The sequence below is a fragment of the Endozoicomonas sp. NE40 genome, from assembly GCF_040549045.1.
GTDB classification, from domain to species: Bacteria; Pseudomonadota; Gammaproteobacteria; order Pseudomonadales; family Endozoicomonadaceae; genus Endozoicomonas_A; species Endozoicomonas_A lisbonensis.
Map to the genome: position 1 here is coordinate 1,984,964 of NZ_JBEWTB010000002.1, position 16,935 is coordinate 2,001,898.

Here is a 16,935-nt window from a genome sequence, read left to right on the forward strand (position 1 = left end):
ACCCCACCTAACTGTCTATCCCTTACTTGGAGTACAGCTCGACGATCAAGTTCTCGTTGATGTCTGCTGCAAGATCACTCCGCTCGGGCAGCACCTTGAAGGTACCTTCCTTCTTCTTGGCGTCTACTTCAACCCAGGTAGAGAACCCGCGCTGAGCTGCCAATTCGAGTGCTGCATTAATACGCAGCTGGTTTTGAGACTTCTCACGGATAGCGATAACGTCGCCCGGAACAACCTTGTAGGAAGGAATGTTCACAGTCTTACCGTTAACCAGGATAGCCTTGTGGCTTACCAGCTGACGTGCTTCAGCACGGGTGGAACCAAATCCCATGCGGTATACTACATTATCAAGGCGAGACTCAAGAAGTTGCAACAGGTTTGAACCGGTAGCACCCTTCAGACGGTCTGCATCTTTGTAGTAGTTACGGAACTGCTTTTCCAGAACACCGTAGATACGACGAACTTTCTGCTTTTCACGCAGCTGTACACCGTAGTCAGACAGACGACCACGACGCTGGCCATGCTGGCCAGGAGGAATTTCTGCTTTGCACTTTGACTCGAGTGCGCGAACACCACTCTTCAGAAAGAGATCGGTGCCTTCACGACGAGACAGTTTGCACTTTGGACCAATATATCTAGCCATTTATATCGTCTCCTGCTTATACTCGACGCTTCTTAGGCGGGCGGCAACCGTTATGTGGGATCGGGGTAACATCGGTGATGTTAGTGATCTTGTAGCCACAAGCGTTCAGAGCGCGTACAGCGGATTCGCGGCCAGGACCAGGTCCTTTCACGCATACATCCAGATTCTTCAGACCGTATTCAGCGGCCGCGCGACCAGCACGTTCAGCAGCAACCTGTGCAGCGAACGGAGTGCTCTTACGGGAACCACGGAAGCCGGAGCCACCGGAAGTTGCCCATGCCAACGCATTACCCTGGCGGTCGGTAATTGTCACGATAGTGTTGTTAAAAGAAGCGTGAATATGGGCAATCCCATCTACAACCGTCTTTTTAACCTTTTTACGTGAGCGAGTACCTGGCTTTGCCATATCAGAATAAATCCTGTGTCATAAGAACGGACTTAACCAGTTCTAAAAATACTTACTTACGAATTGGCTTGCGCGGGCCCTTACGGGTGCGAGCATTCGTCTTGGAGCGCTGACCACGAACTGGCAGACTGCGACGGTGGCGGATACCACGGTAGCAACCCAGATCCATCAGGCGCTTAATGTTCATGCTGATTTCGCGACGCAGGTCACCTTCGGTGTCCAGCTTGGCAACTTCACCACGCAGGGCTTCCAGTTGCTCTTCGCTCAGGTCAGCGATCTTGGCATCTGGCTTAACGCCAGTAGCTTCACACAGCTGTGCAGCTGTTGGCTTACCAATGCCGAATATGTAGGTCAACGAGATAACAGCGTGTTTGTTATCCGGGATGTTGACGCCAGCAATACGGGCCATTCAATCGTCTCCGTTTGTTTTTTCCGTGAGTGCATAGTTTGCGATTTGCAAACTATCTTTTGAGTTCACGGCTGTTTTCGCCTTGTAGATAAGCTGACTCAAAAGTCAGTGCGAATATCTACTCGCTATCCAAAGGCAGATAACGTGGTTCAGTAAATCCAGAGTTTGAATTTACTGATGAGTCAGTCACAGGGTGACCGACAGGTCGAAAGGCGGAGATTCTAATCCTCCTTTCGATAAAACACAACCGCTCATGCCAACATGAGCGGTTGTGTTTTGCCTGAAATCGCATTGTTGACTGCAATTTCCAGAGCCACTCTTTCAAGCTGCGAGGGCAAAGACTTCTTATTATGCAAAACTCCGCAGAGCTTTGCACGATAATTAACCTTGACGCTGCTTGTGACGTGGTTCAACGCAGATCACACGTACAGCGCCTTTGCGCTTGATGATCTTGCAGTTACGGCAGATTTTCTTTACCGACGCACGTACTTTCATTATTCACTCCACCATCGTTGCAGAACCGGGGCGTTGCAAAACCCGACTTATCGGGTCAGGCCACCACCACCGTAGCCCTTAAGATTGGATTTTTTCAGCAGTGATTCGTACTGGTGCGACATCAGGTGAGATTGCACCTGAGCCATGGTATCCATGACAACCACAACGACGATCAGCAAGCTGGTACCACCAAGATAGAAAGGTACGTTAGCCCAAACTACCAGGAACTGAGGTAACAGGCACACTGCTGTCATGTAGATGGCACCGAACATCGTCAGACGAGTCAGAACGCCATCAATATATCGTGCAGACTGCTCACCCGGGCGGATGCCCGGAATGAATGCACCAGACTTCTTCAAGTTGTCTGCCACGTCCTTCGGATTGAAGACCAGGGCAGTATAGAAGAAGCAGAAGAAGACAATGCCTGCCGAGAACAGAATGATATTCAGTGGCTGACCCGGACCCAACGCCATAGCGATGTCCTGAAGCCAGCCCATGCCTTCGCCCTGACCGAACCACTGCGCGATTGACGCAGGGAACAGCAGCAGGCTGGAAGCGAAGATAGCCGGGATAACACCCGCCATATTCACTTTCAGGGGCAAGTGGCTGCTCTGTGCTGCAAATACTTTACGACCTTGCTGACGCTTGGCGTAATTGACAGTAATACGGCGCTGACCGCGTTCCATGAACACGACAAAGGCGATTACTGCGATTGCAAGAAACGCAACTGTGAGCAATGCCAGAATGTTGATATCACCCTGACGGGCGGACTCAAAGGAACGCCCGATTGCAGTCGGCAGACCGGCGACAATACCAGCAAAAATCAGTATCGATATGCCATTGCCAATCCCTCTTTCGGTAACCTGCTCACCGAGCCACATCATAAATACGGCTCCGGTTACGAAGGTGACGACAGCCACCAGGTAGAAACCGAAATCGGGATTGAAGGCGACGCCCTGGTTGGCCAGACCTACGGTCATACCCATACCCTGGACGAACGCCAGACACACCGTCAGGTAGCGTGTATATTGGCTGATCTTGCGTCGTCCGGCTTCGCCTTCCTTTTTCAGTTGTTCGAGCTGCGGACTGACCACAGTCATCAACTGAATGATGATGGACGCCGAAATGTAAGGCATGATACCCAGTGCCAGTACAGACATGCGTTCCAGCGCACCGCCGGAGAACATGTTGAACAGGCCTAAAATAGTGCCTTCATTTTGCTGAAACATTCTGGCCAGGGCATCTGGATTGATGCCCGGAACTGGAATGTGCGCACCGATCCGATAAACCAGGATCGCCAAAAATACGAACTTTAAACGAGACCAGAGCTCGTTTAACCCGCTCTGATTCCCAACAGGTAGTGTCTTAGCCATTTAGTCCTCGATCTTACCACCAGCAGCTTCGATCGCGGCGCGAGCGCCTTTAGTAGCTGCCAACCCCTTCAGGGTTACGGCTTTATTCAGTTCGCCGGACAGTACCACTTTAGCGCGCAGGATGCTACCGCCGATCAGGTTCGCAGCTTTCAGAGCAGCCAGGTCGATCACTTCGGATTCAACCTTGGCCAGTTCGTGCAAACGAATCTCTGCGGAGAAGCGAGCTGTACGAGAGGTAAAGCCGTACTTAGGCAGACGACGCTGCAGTGGCTGCTGACCGCCTTCGAAACCAGGCTTCACAGAACCGCCGGAGCGAGACTTCTGACCTTTGTGACCACGGCCACCGGTCTTACCCAGACCGGAACCGATACCACGACCAACGCGCTGGCGCTCTTTACGAGAACCTTCAGCTGGACTCAGAGTATTCAGACGCATGTTATTCTCCTTCGACCTTAACGAGGTAAGATACCTTGTTGATCATGCCGCGTACGGAAGGAGTGTCTTCCACTTCAACTGTGTGGTTGATGCGACGCAGACCCAGGCCACGGACGCAAGCCTTATGGCTTTCGAGGCGACCGTTGGTGCTCTTAACGAGCTTTACAGTGATCATCTTCTTAGCCATGACTTAGTTCCCCAGAATTTCTTCTACGGACAGGCCACGCTTAGCTGCCACACCTTCAGGAGAACGCATGTCACGCAGGCCTTTGAAGGTCGCGTATACAACGTTAACCGGGTTGGTGGAACCGTAGCACTTAGCCAGTACGTTGTGTACACCAGCTACTTCCAGAACGGCACGCATAGCACCACCGGCAATTACACCAGTACCCTGGGAAGCAGGCTGCATGTAAACCTTGGAAGCACCGTGACGGGCTTTCACAGGGTACTGCAGAGTGTCACCGTTCAGGTCAACCTGAATCATGTTGCGGCGAGCAGATTCCATAGCTTTCTGGATCGCTACTGGCACTTCACGCGCCTTGCCACGACCAAAACCTACTTTACCTTTACCGTCGCCTACTACGGTCAGAGCTGTGAAGCCGAAGATACGACCACCTTTCACCACTTTGGCTACTCGGTTAACCTGTACCAGCTTCTCAATCAGACCTTCGTCGTTGTTTTGCGGTTTACGCTCATCTTTTGCCATGATGCCTACCCTCAGAATTCCAGACCGGCTTCACGGGCAGCGTCAGCAAGCGCCTTCACACGACCGTGATATTTGTAACCGGAGCGGTCAAAAGCAACCTTGGTAATGCCAGCAGCTTTAGCACGTTCTGCAACCAGAGCGCCTACTTTCTTAGCAGCTTCAACATTGCTGGTAGCTTCAGCACGCAGCTCCTTCTCGACAGTGGAGGCCGCAGCCAACACTTTGTCACCCTCAGGGGCAATCACCTGTGCATACATGTGCTGAGAAGAACGGTGAACGGTCAGGCGGTTAACACCCAGTTCACGCATTTTCATACGAGCACGACGAGCACGACGCAGGCGAGCAGAGTTCTTATCCATCATGATGTCACCCTACCTTACTTTTTCTTGGCTTCTTTACGACGAACGTGTTCGTCGGCGTAGCGGACACCCTTGCCTTTGTATGGCTCAGGACGACGGAATTCGCGGATTTCCGCTGCAACCTGTCCAACCAGCTGCTTGTCGATACCTTTGATAACGACTTCAGTCTGGGATGGAGTTTCCGCAGTCACACCCTCAGGCATGGTGTAGTCCACTGGGTGAGAGAAACCAAGAGACAGGTTCAGGGTCTTACCCTTAGTCTGTGCACGGTAACCAACACCAACCAGCTGCAGCTTCTTCTCGAAGCCAGCAGTAACGCCGGTTACCATGTTGTTAACCAGCGCACGAGTGGTACCTGCCAGAGCACGGGAGTGCTTGGCACCATCACGTGGAGCGAAAGTCAGGACTTTGTCTTCCTGGCTTACGACAACATTCGCGTGGATGTTCAGATCCAGCTGGCCTTTGGATCCCTTGATAGAGATGTTCTGGCCATTCAGCTTAACTTCAACACCGGCAGGGATTTCTACTGGGCTTTTAGCTACTCGAGACATATCAACCCTCCCTTAGAATACGGTGCAAAGGATTTCGCCACCAACACCGGCTGCACGGGCAGCGCGATCGGTCATTACACCTTTGTTGGTAGAAACGATGGCAATACCCAGGCCGCCATTGACCTTAGGCAGTTCTTCTTTACCGGTGTAGGAACGCAGACCCGGGCGACTTACGCGCTTCAGGTTTTCGATAACCGGCTTGCCTTCGTAGTATTTCAGGTCGATAACCAGAGATTTCTGGATCTCGCCTTCTACACGAAAGTCAGTAATGTAGCCTTCCTCTTTCAAGACTTTGGCTACTGCAGCCTTAACCTTGGAAGAAGGAATTTCAACAGAAGCATGTTCTGCCATCTGGGCATTACGGATACGAGTTAGCATATCTGCTAACGGGTCCTGCATACTCATTATCTATCTCTCCAGAAGATGAAACGCGCTTACCAGCTGGCCTTAACCAGACCTGGAACATCACCACGCATCGCTGCTTCACGCAGCTTGATGCGGCTCAGACCGAACTTGCGCAGGTAGCCGTGTGGACGACCTGTCACACGACAACGGTTACGCAGACGGGAGGAGCTGGCGTCACGTGGCTGCTTTTGCATTGCAACCAGTGCGTCCCAACGCTCGTCGTCAGAGCTGTTTGGGTGATTGATGATCGCCTTCAGAGCGGCGCGCTTCTCAGCATACTTGGCAACGGTGCGCTGACGCTTCAACTCCCGCTGCTTCATGGATACTTTAGCCATAAGCTCGTACCTGTATCAGTTACGGAATGGGAAGTTGAAAGCACGCAGCAGAGCACGGCCTTCGTCATCACTCTTGGCAGTAGTGGTCATGGTGATGTCCAGACCGCGCAGAGTGTCGATTTTATCGTAGTCAACTTCCGGGAAGATGATCTGTTCTTTAACGCCCATGCTGTAGTTGCCGCGGCCGTCAAAGGACTTCGGGCTTACACCACGGAAGTCACGAACACGTGGCAGAGCGATGTCTACCAGACGTTCCAGGAATTCGTACATACGTTCGTCACGCAGTGTCACTTTGACACCGATTGGCCAGCCTTCGCGAACCTTGAAGCCAGCAACAGATTTGCGAGCTTTGGTTACTACTGCTTTTTGACCAGCAATCTTTTCCATATCGGAAACAGCGTGCTCGATGACTTTCTTGTCACCGATCGCTTCACCAACACCCATGTTCAGGGTGATTTTGGTGATGCGTGGTACTTCGTGAATGTTGGCCAGGCCCAGCTCTTCTTTGAGCTTGGCGCGGATTTCTTCACGGTACTGAGTCTTAAAATTTGCCATTATACCACCCCTTACGCGTCAACCGGCTTGCCAGTGGACTTGAACACGCGCTGCTTTTTGCCATCTTCAGAGATAGCGAAGCCAACACGATCAGCCTTGTCGGTTTCTGTGTTCAGGATCGCAACGTTAGAAGCCTGAATAGCAGCTTCCTTCTCTACGATTCCACCCGGGGTACCCAGCATTGGGTTAGGCTTCTGATGTTTCTTCATCATGTTGATGCCAGAAACAATCAGTTTACCGTCAGCACGAACGGTCAGCACTTTACCGCGCTTACCTTTGTCCTTGCCAGCGATTACGATGACTTCGTCATCACGACGGATCTTTTTCATTTCCTGCTCCCTTACAGTACTTCTGGCGCCAGAGAAATGATCTTCATGAACTGCTCACCGCGCAATTCACGAGTCACCGGGCCAAAGATACGGGTACCGATTGGCTGGTTGCTTGCGTTCAGCAGAACGGCAGCGTTGCCATCGAAGCGAATCAGGGAACCGTCTGGACGACGAACACCTTTTTTGGTACGTACCACAACAGCGTTCATCACCTGGCCTTTTTTGACCTTACCGCGAGGAATTGCTTCCTTAACGGATACTTTGATGATGTCGCCAATGTGGGCGTAACGGCGATGGGAACCACCCAACACCTTAATACACTGTACTCGACGAGCGCCGGAGTTATCGGCTACTTCGAGTTGAGATTCTGTCTGGATCATGCTTATTCTCCAAGCCCAAACTGCAGACTGGTACTCGCTAATCTGCGTAATGACTGACCGGCCACACAACACTGGTTGGTTAGTGCAACCGGCCATCCTGAAGCCATCTGGCGTGACAGCTAGAGGCTAACTTTACTCAGAGTCTGAGAACCCTGGCCTTATATTTGAGTAGCACGCTCATCAATGGAAACGAGTTCAAATGTCTTGGACTTAGACATTGGACGTGTTTCCTTGATGGTCACGATGTCGCCCATACGACATTCGTTGTTTTCATCGTGCGCGTGCAACTTGGTGGACCGCTTTACGATTTTACCGTACAGCGGATGTTTAACACGGCGTTCAATGAGGACAGTGACGGTCTTGTCCATCTTGTCGCTCACAACCTTGCCGGTCAGAGTACGGACTTTCTTGACTTCAGCCATCTTTAGATACCTGCCTTCTCATTCAGCACCGTCTTAATACGGGCAATAGCGCGCTGGTTTTGCTTCATCAGGTGAGTCTGATTCAGCTGGCCAGTCGCTTTCTGCATGCGGAAGTTAAATTGATCCCGCAGCAGGCTGATCAGCTCTTCGTTGAGCTGCTCAACAGATTTTTCACGCAATTCAGCTGCTTTCATCACATCACGCTCCGCTTAACGAAGGTGGTCTCAACAGGCAGCTTGGCAGCAGCCAGAGCAAATGCCTCACGAGCCAGTTCTTCGGATACACCTTCCATCTCGTACAGGACACGACCCGGCTGGATCTGTGCTACCCAGTACTCGACACTACCCTTACCTTTACCCATACGAACCTCAAGAGGCTTCTTGGAGATAGGCTTGTCAGGGAAGACGCGAATCCAGATCTTACCACCACGCTTGATGTGACGAGTCATGGCACGACGAGCTGCTTCAATCTGGCGAGCAGTTATACGTCCACGACCAGTGGCCTTCAATGCGTATTCACCGAAGCTAACTTTGGAGCCGCGGTGTGCCAGGCCGCGATTGCGCCCCTTTTGCTGCTTACGAAACTTCGTACGCTTTGGCTGTAACATTACCGCGCTCCTTACTTCTTAGGTTGTCTCTTCTTAGGACGCTTCGCTGGCTCCTTAGCCTGCTGTTCAACAGCCGCCATTCCGCCAATCACTTCGCCTTTGAAGATCCAAACTTTAACACCCAGAATACCGTAGGTAGTCTTGGCTTCGTAGGTAGCGTAGTCGATGTCTGCACGCAGGGTGTGCAGAGGTACGCGACCTTCACGGTACCATTCGGAACGGGCAATTTCTGCACCGCCCAGACGACCACCGATCTGAACCTTGATACCTTTCGCGCCCAGACGCATAGCGTTCTGAACGGAGCGCTTCATAGCGCGACGGAACATTACACGACGCTCCAGCTGACCAGCGATAGACTGAGCAACCAGCATAGCATCGAGTTCTGGCTTACGAACTTCTTCGATGTTGATATGAACAGGCACGCCCATCATCTTAGTCACTGCCTGACGCAGCTTCTCAACATCTTCACCTTTCTTACCGATCACGATGCCTGGACGGGCAGTGTGAATGGTAACCCGAGCACTCTGCGCTGGACGCTGAATGTCGATACGGCTTACGGAAGCGTTCTTCAGCTTCTTCTGCAGGAATTCACGAACTTCCAGGTCAGAGATCAGCTTGTCAGCATACTCTTGACCTTCAGCAAACCACACTGATCTGTGTGGCTTTACGATGCCCAGTCGAATCCCGTTAGGATGTACTTTTTGACCCATCTGATCGCTCCTTAGACCTCTGCAACCTTAACCGTGATATGGCAAGACCGCTTGAGAATGCGATCAGCGCGGCCTTTGGCACGCGGACGAATACGCTTCATAGTCATCGCTTCATCTACATAGATGGTGGAGACTTTCAGCTCATCAATGTCCATGCCTTCGTTGTGTTCGGCGTTTGCAATAGCAGACTCCAGAACCTTCTTAACCAGCTCAGCAGCCTTTTTCGGGCTGAAAGCCAGCAGGTCCAGGGCTTCGCTTACTGCTTTACCGCGAACCTGGTCAGCAACCAGACGCGCTTTCTGGGCAGAAATGCGAGCGCCTTTATGGATAGCAGCTACTTCTTTCATTTCTTACCTCTTAGCGCTTCTTGGCTTTTTTGTCCGCTGCGTGACCGCGATAGGTGCGGGTAGCAGAGAACTCACCCAGCTTATGGCCGACCATGTCTTCGGTAACGAAAACTGGAACGTGCTGACGACCGTTGTGAACAGCGATGGTCAGACCTACCATAGTAGGGATAATCATAGAGCGGCGAGACCAGGTCTTGATCGGACGCTTGTTGCCGCTTTCAGCCGCATCTTCGACTTTCTTCAACAGGTGAAGGTCGATAAATGGGCCTTTTTTCAATGAACGTGGCACTGTCGAATCCTCTCTCTAGGCTTACTTAGCGCTGCGACGACGTACGATCATTTTGTCCGTACGCTTGTTGGAACGAGTCTTACGACCCTTGGTCGGAACACCCCATGGAGTCACTGGGTGACGACCACCGGAAGTACGACCTTCACCACCACCATGCGGGTGATCTACCGGGTTCATGGCAACACCACGAACGGTCGGACGAACACCGCGCCAGCGCTTGGCACCAGCTTTACCCAGAGAGCGCAGGTTGTGCTCACTGTTGGAGACTTCGCCCAGAGTGGCGCGACAGTCAGCCAGAACTTTACGCATTTCACCGGAGCGCAGACGCAGGGTTACGTAGGCACCATCACGGGCTACCAGCTGGGCAGAAGCACCAGCACTGCGAATCATCTGCGCGCCTTTACCTGGCTTCAGCTCTACACAGTGTACGATGGAACCCTGAGGGATATTGCGCAGTGGCAATGTGTTACCCGCTTTAATAGGCGCATCTACACCGGAGTACAGCTCGTCACCAGCTTTCACACCCTTAGGTGCGATCACGTAACGACGCTCACCGTCCATGTATTTCAACAGGGCGATGTGTGCGGTACGGTTTGGATCGTATTCCAGACGCTCAACAACAGCTGGGATGCCGTCCTTGTTGCGCTTGAAGTCTACGATACGGTAATGCTGCTTGTGACCACCACCACGATGACGGGTTGTGATACGACCAGCATTGTTACGACCACCGGACTTGCTCTTCTTCTCTACCAAAGGCGCGTGTGGGCGACCTTTGTGCAGGTCAGGGTTTACGACCTTGACGACGAAGCGGCGACCCGGAGAAGTCGGCTTGCATTTAACTACGGCCATCCTTTAACTCCTTATTCCGCGTCCGCAAAGTCGATTTCCTGACCTTGCTCCAGGCTAACGTAAGCTTTTTTCCAGTCTGAGCGCTGGCCCATACCGAAACGTGTACGCTTAGTTTTGCCTTTAACAACGGCAGTGCGAACAGAATTGACGCTTACTTCAAACAGCTGTTCAACAGCTTTTTTGATTTCAAGCTTGGTGGCGTCCTTAGCTACCTTGAAGACGTACTGGCCGTGTTCTTCAGCAACTACGGTCGCCTTCTCGGAAATGTGCGGACCAAGCAGAACTTTGTAGATACGTTCCTGGTTCATCCCAGCATCTCCTCGAACTTCTTGATGGCTGCCACAGTCATTACAACTTTTTCGTGGGCAATCAGGCTTACTGGATCAATGCCTTGCACGTCGCGGGTATCCACGTGAGGGATGTTGCGAGTAGCCAGGTACAGGTTCTGGTCGATTTCTTCAGAAACGATCAGACCTTTTTCAACATTGAGTTCTTTCAGCTTTGCGACCATCTGTTTGGTCTTAGGAGTTTCGGCGTTGAAGGATTCAACAACAACCAGACGCTCCTGACGAACCAGCTCAGACAAGATTGCACGCAGAGCACCGCGGTACATTTTCTTGTTCAGCTTTTGAGCGTGATCCTGTGGTTTGGCAGCAAATGCCTTGCCGCCCCCGCGCCAGATTGGGCTACGGATAGTACCGGCGCGTGCACGACCAGTACCTTTTTGACGCCAAGGCTTGCGCCCACCGCCGCTTACTTCGCTGCGGGTTTTCTGAGCACGGGTACCCTGACGAGCGCCAGCCATGAAAGCAACAACCGCCTGGTGAACCAGAGCTTCGTTGAATTCAGTGCCGAAAGTCACGTCAGATACTTCTACCGTACCAGCACCTGTTACATTCAGTTCCATCATCAATCCCTCTCAGGCGCTCGCTTTAACAGCCGGCTTAACGATAACGTCAGCGCCGGTCGCACCTGGAACTGCACCTTTAATGAGCAGCAGGTTACGTTCAGCGTCAACACGAACGATTTCCAGAGACTGTACAGTCACTTGTTCAGCACCCATGTGACCAGCCATCTTCTTACCTTTGAAGACGCGACCAGGGGTCTGACACTGACCGATGGAACCAGGAGCACGGTGAGACAGAGAGTTACCGTGAGTAGCGTCCTGCATGTGGAAGTTCCAACGCTTAACGCCGCCCTGGAAGCCCTTACCTTTGGACTGACCAGTAACGTCTACTTTCTGACCCTGTTCAAACAGGTCTACACCGATCAGCTGACCCAGCTCAAAGCTGGCGCCTTCTTCGGTGCGAAATTCCCACAAGCCACGACCAGCTTCAACTTTTGCCTTGGCAAAGTGACCAGCTTCTGGCTTGATAATACGGCTGCTTTTCTTAGCACCGGTTGTCACCTGAATTGCGTTGTAACCGTCTACATCCAGAGTTTTAACCTGGGTAACACGGTTAGGATCAACTTCAACTACAGTGACTGGTACTGAAGCACCGTCTTCTGTGAAGATACGGGTCATGCCGCACTTCTTGCCGACTAATCCAATAGTCATTTCAACCTCTCTCGTGTACGGGGCTTTCACCCACTATGGCCGCCCATTGCAGAGCGTTACACAAAAGCTTGTGCACACTGAATGGCGCCCTAAGCCGCATTTAACCGAGACTAATTTGCACTTCAACGCCGGCCGCAAGGTCCAGCTTCATCAGTGCGTCAACGGTCTTTTCGGTGGGCTCGATAATATCGAGAAGACGCTTATGAGTACGGATTTCATATTGATCACGCGCATCTTTGTTTACGTGAGGAGAAATCAGTACGGTAAAACGTTCTTTTCGTGTTGGCAGAGGAATTGGACCACGCACCTGAGCACCAGTACGCTTCGCAGTATCAACGATTTCCTGCGTAGACTGGTCGATCAGACGATGGTCAAAAGCCTTCAGGCGAATGCGAATTTGCTGAGCTTGACTCATCTTGTTCTAACCATATCAATAAAGAACTAGGCCCGGCGATCATTGTCGCCCGGACAAAAAGGACGCAGCATTGTACTAAGCACATAACTATGAGTCAACACAAGGGCCAACCCATCATTAGAAGAATGACCTGATCATCTGCGTATTCAAATTCCAGAATTATGATAACGGCAGAAAAGAATAAACAAGATACGGACAAGTGCCTGAATTAGATGGAGTTTTACCTCCTTCTTTTTTTGTTATTTACGCCTGAACGTAAATAACCAACTCACCCCTTCATCAAAAAAGACAAACTGACAACCATCGAACCCTGAAATAAAAAAACCCCGAGCTTTGTCAAAAACAAGGCCCGGGGTTTTTATAGGGTGAGTTCAGATCACGAACTATTAGCGTTTGCTAATTAGTCCAGGATCTTAGCTACAACACCAGCACCTACAGTACGGCCACCTTCACGGATAGCGAAACGCAGGTTGTTTTCCATTGCAACTGGAGTGATCAGCTCAGCAATGAAGTTGATGTTGTCGCCTGGCATTACCATCTCAACGCCTTCTGGCAGTTCGATGTTACCGGTCACGTCAGTAGTACGGAAGTAGAACTGTGGACGGTAGCCCTTGAAGAATGGAGTGTGACGACCACCTTCATCTTTGGACAGGATGTACACTTCAGCTTCGAACTTAGCGTGTGGAGTTACAGAACCTGGCTTAACCAGACACTGACCACGTTCGATTTCTTCACGCTTGGTACCACGCAGCAGACAGCCAACGTTCTCACCTGCACGACCTTCGTCCAGCAGCTTACGGAACATTTCAACGCCAGTTACGGTAGTCTTGGAAGTTTCCTTGATACCGATAACTTCTACTTCTTCACCAACAGTGATGATACCACGCTCAACACGGCCAGTTACTACAGTACCACGACCAGCGATGGAGAATACGTCCTCGATTGGCAGCAGGAATGGCTGATCGATAGCACGCTCTGGCTCTGGGATGTAGGAATCCAGAGTTTCAACCAGCTTCTTAACAGCGGTAGTACCCAGTTCGTTTTCGTCTTCGCCGTTCAGGGCCATCAGAGCGGAACCAGCGATGATTGGAGTGTCGTCGCCCGGGAATTCGTAAGTGTCCAGCAGCTCACGGATTTCCATTTCAACCAGTTCCAGCATCTCAGCGTATTCTTCAGAATCAACGCCGCCACAGTCTTCAGCCAGCAGGTCAGCTTTGTTCAGGAACACAACGATGTTAGGTACACCAACCTGACGGGACAGCAGGATGTGCTCACGAGTCTGAGGCATAGGGCCGTCAGTCGCACCACATACCAGGATAGCGCCGTCCATCTGAGCAGCACCGGTGATCATGTTCTTAACGTAGTCAGCGTGTCCCGGGCAGTCTACGTGCGCGTAGTGACGTTCGTTAGAATCGTACTCTACGTGAGCAGTAGAGATGGTGATACCACGCTCACGCTCTTCAGGAGCGTTATCGATCTGGTCGAACGCCTTCATTTCGCCACCGAAAACTTCAGCACATACGCGAGTCAGTGCAGCAGTCAGGGTAGTTTTACCGTGGTCAACGTGACCGATGGTGCCGACGTTTACGTGCGGCTTCGTACGTTCAAATTTTTCCTTAGCCATTTCTCTTAACCTTTGATTCAATGGTTCGGGGTAACAATCAAAGCCCGCATCTTAACAAATCATAACGACTGTCAAAATGCGGAATCCAATCAACCCTGGTTCTTGATGACCGCTTCAGCAATGCTGTTTGGCGCCTCAGCATACTCAGAGAATTCCATTGAGTATGTTGCACGCCCCTGAGTTGCTGAACGCAGATCTGTGGCGTAGCCGAACATTTCACCCAGCGGCACCTGAGCATTGATAGTCTTGCCGGACGGCGTATCATCCATGCCCTGAACGATACCGCGACGACGGTTCAAGTCGCCCATAACGTCACCCATGTAGTCTTCCGGTGTCACCACCTCAACCTTCATCATAGGTTCCATCAGCACAGGCTGAGCCTGTGGCGCGTACTTCTTCAGCGCTTGTGAAGCAGCGATTTTAAACGCCATTTCGTTGGAGTCAACATCGTGGAAAGAACCGTCGTACAGACGCGCTTTCAGACCCAGCAGCGGGTAGCCGGCGATAACGCCGTTCTGCATCTGTTCTTCGATACCTTTCTGTACAGCCGGGATGTATTCACGAGGAATAGCACCACCCACGATTTCGTTAATGAATTCCAGACCTTCTTCGCCACCTTCGGCAGGAGAGAATTCAATAACAACGTGACCGTACTGACCACGACCACCAGACTGCTTGGCAAACTTGTGGTTCGCGTCCACGGAGGACTTGATCTTTTCACGGTAAGCTACCTGAGGCTTACCAATGTTAGCTTCCACCTTGAACTCGCGACGCATACGGTCAACGAGGATATCCAGGTGCAGCTCACCCATACCGGAGATAATGGTCTGACCAGTCTCTTCGTCGGTCTTAACCTGGAAGGAAGGGTCTTCCTGAGCCAGTTTACCCAGAGCAATACCCATTTTCTCCTGGTCAGCCTTGGACTTAGGCTCAACCGCAACAGAGATTACAGGATCAGGGAATTCCATGCGCTCCAGGGTAATAACACTATCCATGGCACACAGAGTATCACCAGTGGTTACGTCTTTCAGACCGATCAACGCAACGATATCACCCGCAACACACTCTTTCAGCTCTTCACGGGTATTGGCGTGCATCTGCACCATTCGACCAACACGCTCACGCTTGTGCTTAACAGGGTTGTATACGGTATCACCGGAACTCAGGGTGCCGGAGTAGTTACGTACGAACGTCAGAGTACCAACGAATGGGTCGGTAGCAATTTTGAAGGCCAACGCTGCAAAAGGCGCATTATCGTCAGCTTCACGGGTCTCAACGGTATCTTTACCGTCGTCCAGAATACCTTCGATCGCTTTAACTTCTTTTGGAGAAGGCATCAGCTCGATAACGGCATCCAGTACAGCTTGTACACCCTTGTTCTTGAACGCAGAACCACCGAAGACAGGGATGATTTCGTTAGCCAGTGTACGCGCACGGATACCAGCCTTGATCTCTTCCTCAGTCAAAGTACCTTCTTCCAGGTACTTTTCCATCAGCTCTTCAGTTGCTTCTGCAGCCGCTTCCATCATGTACTCACGCATTTCTTCGCAAGTATCCTGAAGGTCAGCAGGAATGTCCTGATATTCGAAAGACATACCCTGATCAGATTCATTCCAGATAATGGACTTCATCTTAACCAGGTCAACAACACCCTTGAACTCGTCTTCAGCACCGATGGTCATCTGCATTGGCACAGCGACAGCGCCCAGGCGGTCGCGCAGCTGCTCAACAACCATACCGAAGTCAGCACCGGTACGGTCCATCTTGTTGACGAATACCATGCGAGGTACTTCGTACTTGTCAGCCTGACGCCATACGGTTTCAGTCTGAGGCTGTACGCCGGAGGAACCACACAGTACAACAACCGCGCCGTCCAGTACACGCAGGGAACGCTCTACTTCGATAGTGAAGTCAACGTGTCCGGGTGTGTCGATAATGTTGATACGGTGCTCATCAAACTGGGCATCCATACCACGCCAGAAACAGGTGGTAGCCGCAGAAGTAATGGTAATACCACGCTCCTGCTCCTGCTCCATCCAGTCCATGGTGGCAGCACCATCATGAACTTCACCAATTTTGTGGCTCAGACCAGTGTAGAACAGTACGCGTTCTGTGGTCGTTGTCTTACCCGCGTCAACATGGGCACAGATACCAATGTTGCGATAGCGGTTGATCGGGGTTTTACGGGCCACGACTCAATCCTCTGATACTTAGAAACGGTAGTGAGAGAACGCCTTGTTCGCTTCAGCCATGCGGTGTACGTCTTCACGCTTCTTGACAGCAGCACCTTTATTCTCGGCTGCGTCCAGCAGTTCGCCAGCAAGGCGCAGTTCCATAGACTTCTCGCCACGCTTACGTGCCGCGTCTACCAGCCAGCGCATTGCCAGGGCAGTACGACGAGCTGGACGAACCTCTACAGGCACCTGGTAAGTAGCACCACCCACACGGCGGGATTTTACTTCTACCATTGGCGCGATGGATTCCAGAGCTTTCTCGAATTGCTCCAGTGGATCCTTGTTAGTGCGCTCCTGAACTTTGTCCAGAGCACCGTATACGATCTTTTCAGCAACAGATTTCTTACCGGAGATCATCACGTGGTTGATGAACTTGGTCAGGGTTTTGTTACCAAACTTAGGATCTGGCAGCACGTCGCGCTTAGCGACTACGCGTCTTCTTGGCATTGATAAGCCCTCATTTCGGTCTTCAGGCAGTCCGGAATAGTTCCGGCCTTAC

29 protein-coding genes are annotated in these 16,935 nt (G+C 51.6%); all 29 read right to left on the minus strand.

The window, feature by feature from the left end; all coding sequences use genetic code 11:
• Nucleotides 1-22: 22 nt before the first annotated feature.
• The 29 genes from rpsD to rpsG all read right to left on the minus strand — a co-directional run bounded on the left by rpsD (nucleotide 23) and on the right by rpsG (nucleotide 16,883).
• Nucleotides 23-643 (minus strand): 30S ribosomal protein S4, encoded by a 621-nt coding sequence (rpsD, locus tag V5J35_RS09885; RefSeq protein WP_354011088.1) that lies wholly within the window; start codon nucleotides 641-643, stop codon nucleotides 23-25.
• A 16-nt stretch (nucleotides 644-659) separates the two neighbouring features.
• On the minus strand, nucleotides 660-1,049 hold the full coding sequence (gene rpsK, locus V5J35_RS09890; RefSeq protein WP_034877924.1) for a 30S ribosomal protein S11: 390 nt from the start codon (nucleotides 1,047-1,049) through the stop codon (nucleotides 660-662).
• Nucleotides 1,050-1,101: 52 nt separating this feature from the next.
• Entirely contained in the window at nucleotides 1,102-1,458 is a 357-nt protein-coding gene (gene rpsM / locus V5J35_RS09895; protein WP_034877923.1) for a 30S ribosomal protein S13, read from the minus strand.
• A gap of 381 nt (nucleotides 1,459-1,839) precedes the next feature.
• Nucleotides 1,840-1,953, minus strand: a complete 114-nt coding sequence (gene rpmJ, locus V5J35_RS09900) for a 50S ribosomal protein L36 (protein WP_082212274.1) — start codon at nucleotides 1,951-1,953, stop codon at nucleotides 1,840-1,842.
• 47 nt (nucleotides 1,954-2,000) lie between these two features.
• Entirely contained in the window at nucleotides 2,001-3,326 is a 1,326-nt protein-coding gene (gene secY, locus V5J35_RS09905; RefSeq protein WP_262595316.1) for a preprotein translocase subunit SecY, read from the minus strand.
• Nucleotides 3,327-3,761: a 50S ribosomal protein L15 gene (gene rplO / locus V5J35_RS09910; protein ID WP_262565553.1), complete on the minus strand. Its 435-nt coding sequence runs from the start codon at nucleotides 3,759-3,761 to the stop codon at nucleotides 3,327-3,329. It abuts the gene before it with no gap.
• Nucleotide 3,762: 1 nt separating this feature from the next.
• Nucleotides 3,763-3,948 (minus strand): 50S ribosomal protein L30, encoded by a 186-nt coding sequence (gene rpmD / locus V5J35_RS09915; protein ID WP_034877920.1) that lies wholly within the window; start codon nucleotides 3,946-3,948, stop codon nucleotides 3,763-3,765.
• 3 nt (nucleotides 3,949-3,951) lie between these two features.
• The gene (gene rpsE / locus V5J35_RS09920) at nucleotides 3,952-4,467 is read right to left on the minus strand and encodes a 30S ribosomal protein S5 (protein WP_262565552.1); all 516 of its coding nucleotides are present in this window, start codon (nucleotides 4,465-4,467) and stop codon (nucleotides 3,952-3,954) included.
• Between the two features lie 11 nt (nucleotides 4,468-4,478).
• On the minus strand, nucleotides 4,479-4,829 hold the full coding sequence (gene rplR / locus V5J35_RS09925; RefSeq protein WP_262565551.1) for a 50S ribosomal protein L18: 351 nt from the start codon (nucleotides 4,827-4,829) through the stop codon (nucleotides 4,479-4,481).
• 14 nt (nucleotides 4,830-4,843) lie between these two features.
• The gene (gene rplF / locus V5J35_RS09930; protein WP_262565550.1) at nucleotides 4,844-5,377 is read right to left on the minus strand and encodes a 50S ribosomal protein L6; all 534 of its coding nucleotides are present in this window, start codon (nucleotides 5,375-5,377) and stop codon (nucleotides 4,844-4,846) included.
• A gap of 12 nt (nucleotides 5,378-5,389) precedes the next feature.
• The gene (gene rpsH / locus V5J35_RS09935) at nucleotides 5,390-5,782 is read right to left on the minus strand and encodes a 30S ribosomal protein S8 (RefSeq protein WP_034877916.1); all 393 of its coding nucleotides are present in this window, start codon (nucleotides 5,780-5,782) and stop codon (nucleotides 5,390-5,392) included.
• Nucleotides 5,783-5,811: 29 nt separating this feature from the next.
• Nucleotides 5,812-6,117: a 30S ribosomal protein S14 gene (gene rpsN, locus V5J35_RS09940; protein WP_034877915.1), complete on the minus strand. Its 306-nt coding sequence runs from the start codon at nucleotides 6,115-6,117 to the stop codon at nucleotides 5,812-5,814.
• A 15-nt stretch (nucleotides 6,118-6,132) separates the two neighbouring features.
• Entirely contained in the window at nucleotides 6,133-6,672 is a 540-nt protein-coding gene (gene rplE / locus V5J35_RS09945; protein WP_354011089.1) for a 50S ribosomal protein L5, read from the minus strand.
• 11 nt (nucleotides 6,673-6,683) lie between these two features.
• Nucleotides 6,684-7,001, minus strand: coding sequence for a 50S ribosomal protein L24 (gene rplX / locus V5J35_RS09950; protein WP_262565549.1), 318 nt, complete (start codon nucleotides 6,999-7,001; stop codon nucleotides 6,684-6,686).
• An 11-nt stretch (nucleotides 7,002-7,012) separates the two neighbouring features.
• Nucleotides 7,013-7,381 carry a 50S ribosomal protein L14 gene (rplN, locus tag V5J35_RS09955; protein WP_034877912.1) on the minus strand — a complete coding sequence of 123 codons (369 nt, stop codon included), beginning with the start codon at nucleotides 7,379-7,381 and terminating at the stop codon, nucleotides 7,013-7,015.
• A gap of 158 nt (nucleotides 7,382-7,539) precedes the next feature.
• Nucleotides 7,540-7,803 (minus strand): 30S ribosomal protein S17, encoded by a 264-nt coding sequence (gene rpsQ / locus V5J35_RS09960; RefSeq protein ID WP_034877911.1) that lies wholly within the window; start codon nucleotides 7,801-7,803, stop codon nucleotides 7,540-7,542.
• A gap of 2 nt (nucleotides 7,804-7,805) precedes the next feature.
• Nucleotides 7,806-7,997 (minus strand): 50S ribosomal protein L29, encoded by a 192-nt coding sequence (gene rpmC / locus V5J35_RS09965; protein ID WP_034877910.1) that lies wholly within the window; start codon nucleotides 7,995-7,997, stop codon nucleotides 7,806-7,808.
• Nucleotides 7,997-8,410, minus strand: coding sequence for a 50S ribosomal protein L16 (rplP, locus tag V5J35_RS09970; RefSeq protein ID WP_034877909.1), 414 nt, complete (start codon nucleotides 8,408-8,410; stop codon nucleotides 7,997-7,999). Before rplP ends, rpmC begins: the two co-directional genes overlap by 1 nt.
• Nucleotides 8,411-8,421: 11 nt before the next feature.
• Nucleotides 8,422-9,120, minus strand: coding sequence for a 30S ribosomal protein S3 (gene rpsC, locus V5J35_RS09975; protein WP_034877908.1), 699 nt, complete (start codon nucleotides 9,118-9,120; stop codon nucleotides 8,422-8,424).
• Nucleotides 9,121-9,131: 11 nt separating this feature from the next.
• Nucleotides 9,132-9,467 (minus strand): 50S ribosomal protein L22, encoded by a 336-nt coding sequence (gene rplV / locus V5J35_RS09980; RefSeq protein WP_034877907.1) that lies wholly within the window; start codon nucleotides 9,465-9,467, stop codon nucleotides 9,132-9,134.
• A gap of 10 nt (nucleotides 9,468-9,477) precedes the next feature.
• Nucleotides 9,478-9,756 carry a 30S ribosomal protein S19 gene (gene rpsS / locus V5J35_RS09985; protein WP_034877906.1) on the minus strand — a complete coding sequence of 93 codons (279 nt, stop codon included), beginning with the start codon at nucleotides 9,754-9,756 and terminating at the stop codon, nucleotides 9,478-9,480.
• Between the two features lie 21 nt (nucleotides 9,757-9,777).
• Nucleotides 9,778-10,605, minus strand: a complete 828-nt coding sequence (rplB, locus tag V5J35_RS09990; protein WP_034877905.1) for a 50S ribosomal protein L2 — start codon at nucleotides 10,603-10,605, stop codon at nucleotides 9,778-9,780.
• Nucleotides 10,606-10,616: 11 nt separating this feature from the next.
• Nucleotides 10,617-10,913, minus strand: a complete 297-nt coding sequence (gene rplW / locus V5J35_RS09995; protein WP_034877904.1) for a 50S ribosomal protein L23 — start codon at nucleotides 10,911-10,913, stop codon at nucleotides 10,617-10,619.
• A complete protein-coding gene (gene rplD, locus V5J35_RS10000) occupies nucleotides 10,910-11,512 on the minus strand; it encodes a 50S ribosomal protein L4 (protein ID WP_034877903.1) in 603 nt (200 codons plus the stop codon). The genes rplW and rplD overlap by 4 nt, the downstream gene beginning before the upstream one ends.
• Nucleotides 11,513-11,524: 12 nt before the next feature.
• A complete protein-coding gene (gene rplC / locus V5J35_RS10005; RefSeq protein ID WP_354011090.1) occupies nucleotides 11,525-12,163 on the minus strand; it encodes a 50S ribosomal protein L3 in 639 nt (212 codons plus the stop codon).
• A gap of 100 nt (nucleotides 12,164-12,263) precedes the next feature.
• On the minus strand, nucleotides 12,264-12,578 hold the full coding sequence (gene rpsJ / locus V5J35_RS10010) for a 30S ribosomal protein S10 (protein WP_034841731.1): 315 nt from the start codon (nucleotides 12,576-12,578) through the stop codon (nucleotides 12,264-12,266).
• 400 nt (nucleotides 12,579-12,978) lie between these two features.
• Complete coding sequence (tuf, locus tag V5J35_RS10015) at nucleotides 12,979-14,202, minus strand: elongation factor Tu (RefSeq protein ID WP_354011091.1); 1,224 nt, start codon at nucleotides 14,200-14,202, stop codon at nucleotides 12,979-12,981.
• Nucleotides 14,203-14,291: 89 nt separating this feature from the next.
• Nucleotides 14,292-16,394, minus strand: a complete 2,103-nt coding sequence (fusA, locus tag V5J35_RS10020; protein WP_354011092.1) for an elongation factor G — start codon at nucleotides 16,392-16,394, stop codon at nucleotides 14,292-14,294.
• A gap of 18 nt (nucleotides 16,395-16,412) precedes the next feature.
• The gene (gene rpsG, locus V5J35_RS10025; protein WP_354011093.1) at nucleotides 16,413-16,883 is read right to left on the minus strand and encodes a 30S ribosomal protein S7; all 471 of its coding nucleotides are present in this window, start codon (nucleotides 16,881-16,883) and stop codon (nucleotides 16,413-16,415) included.
• Nucleotides 16,884-16,935 lie beyond the last annotated feature (52 nt).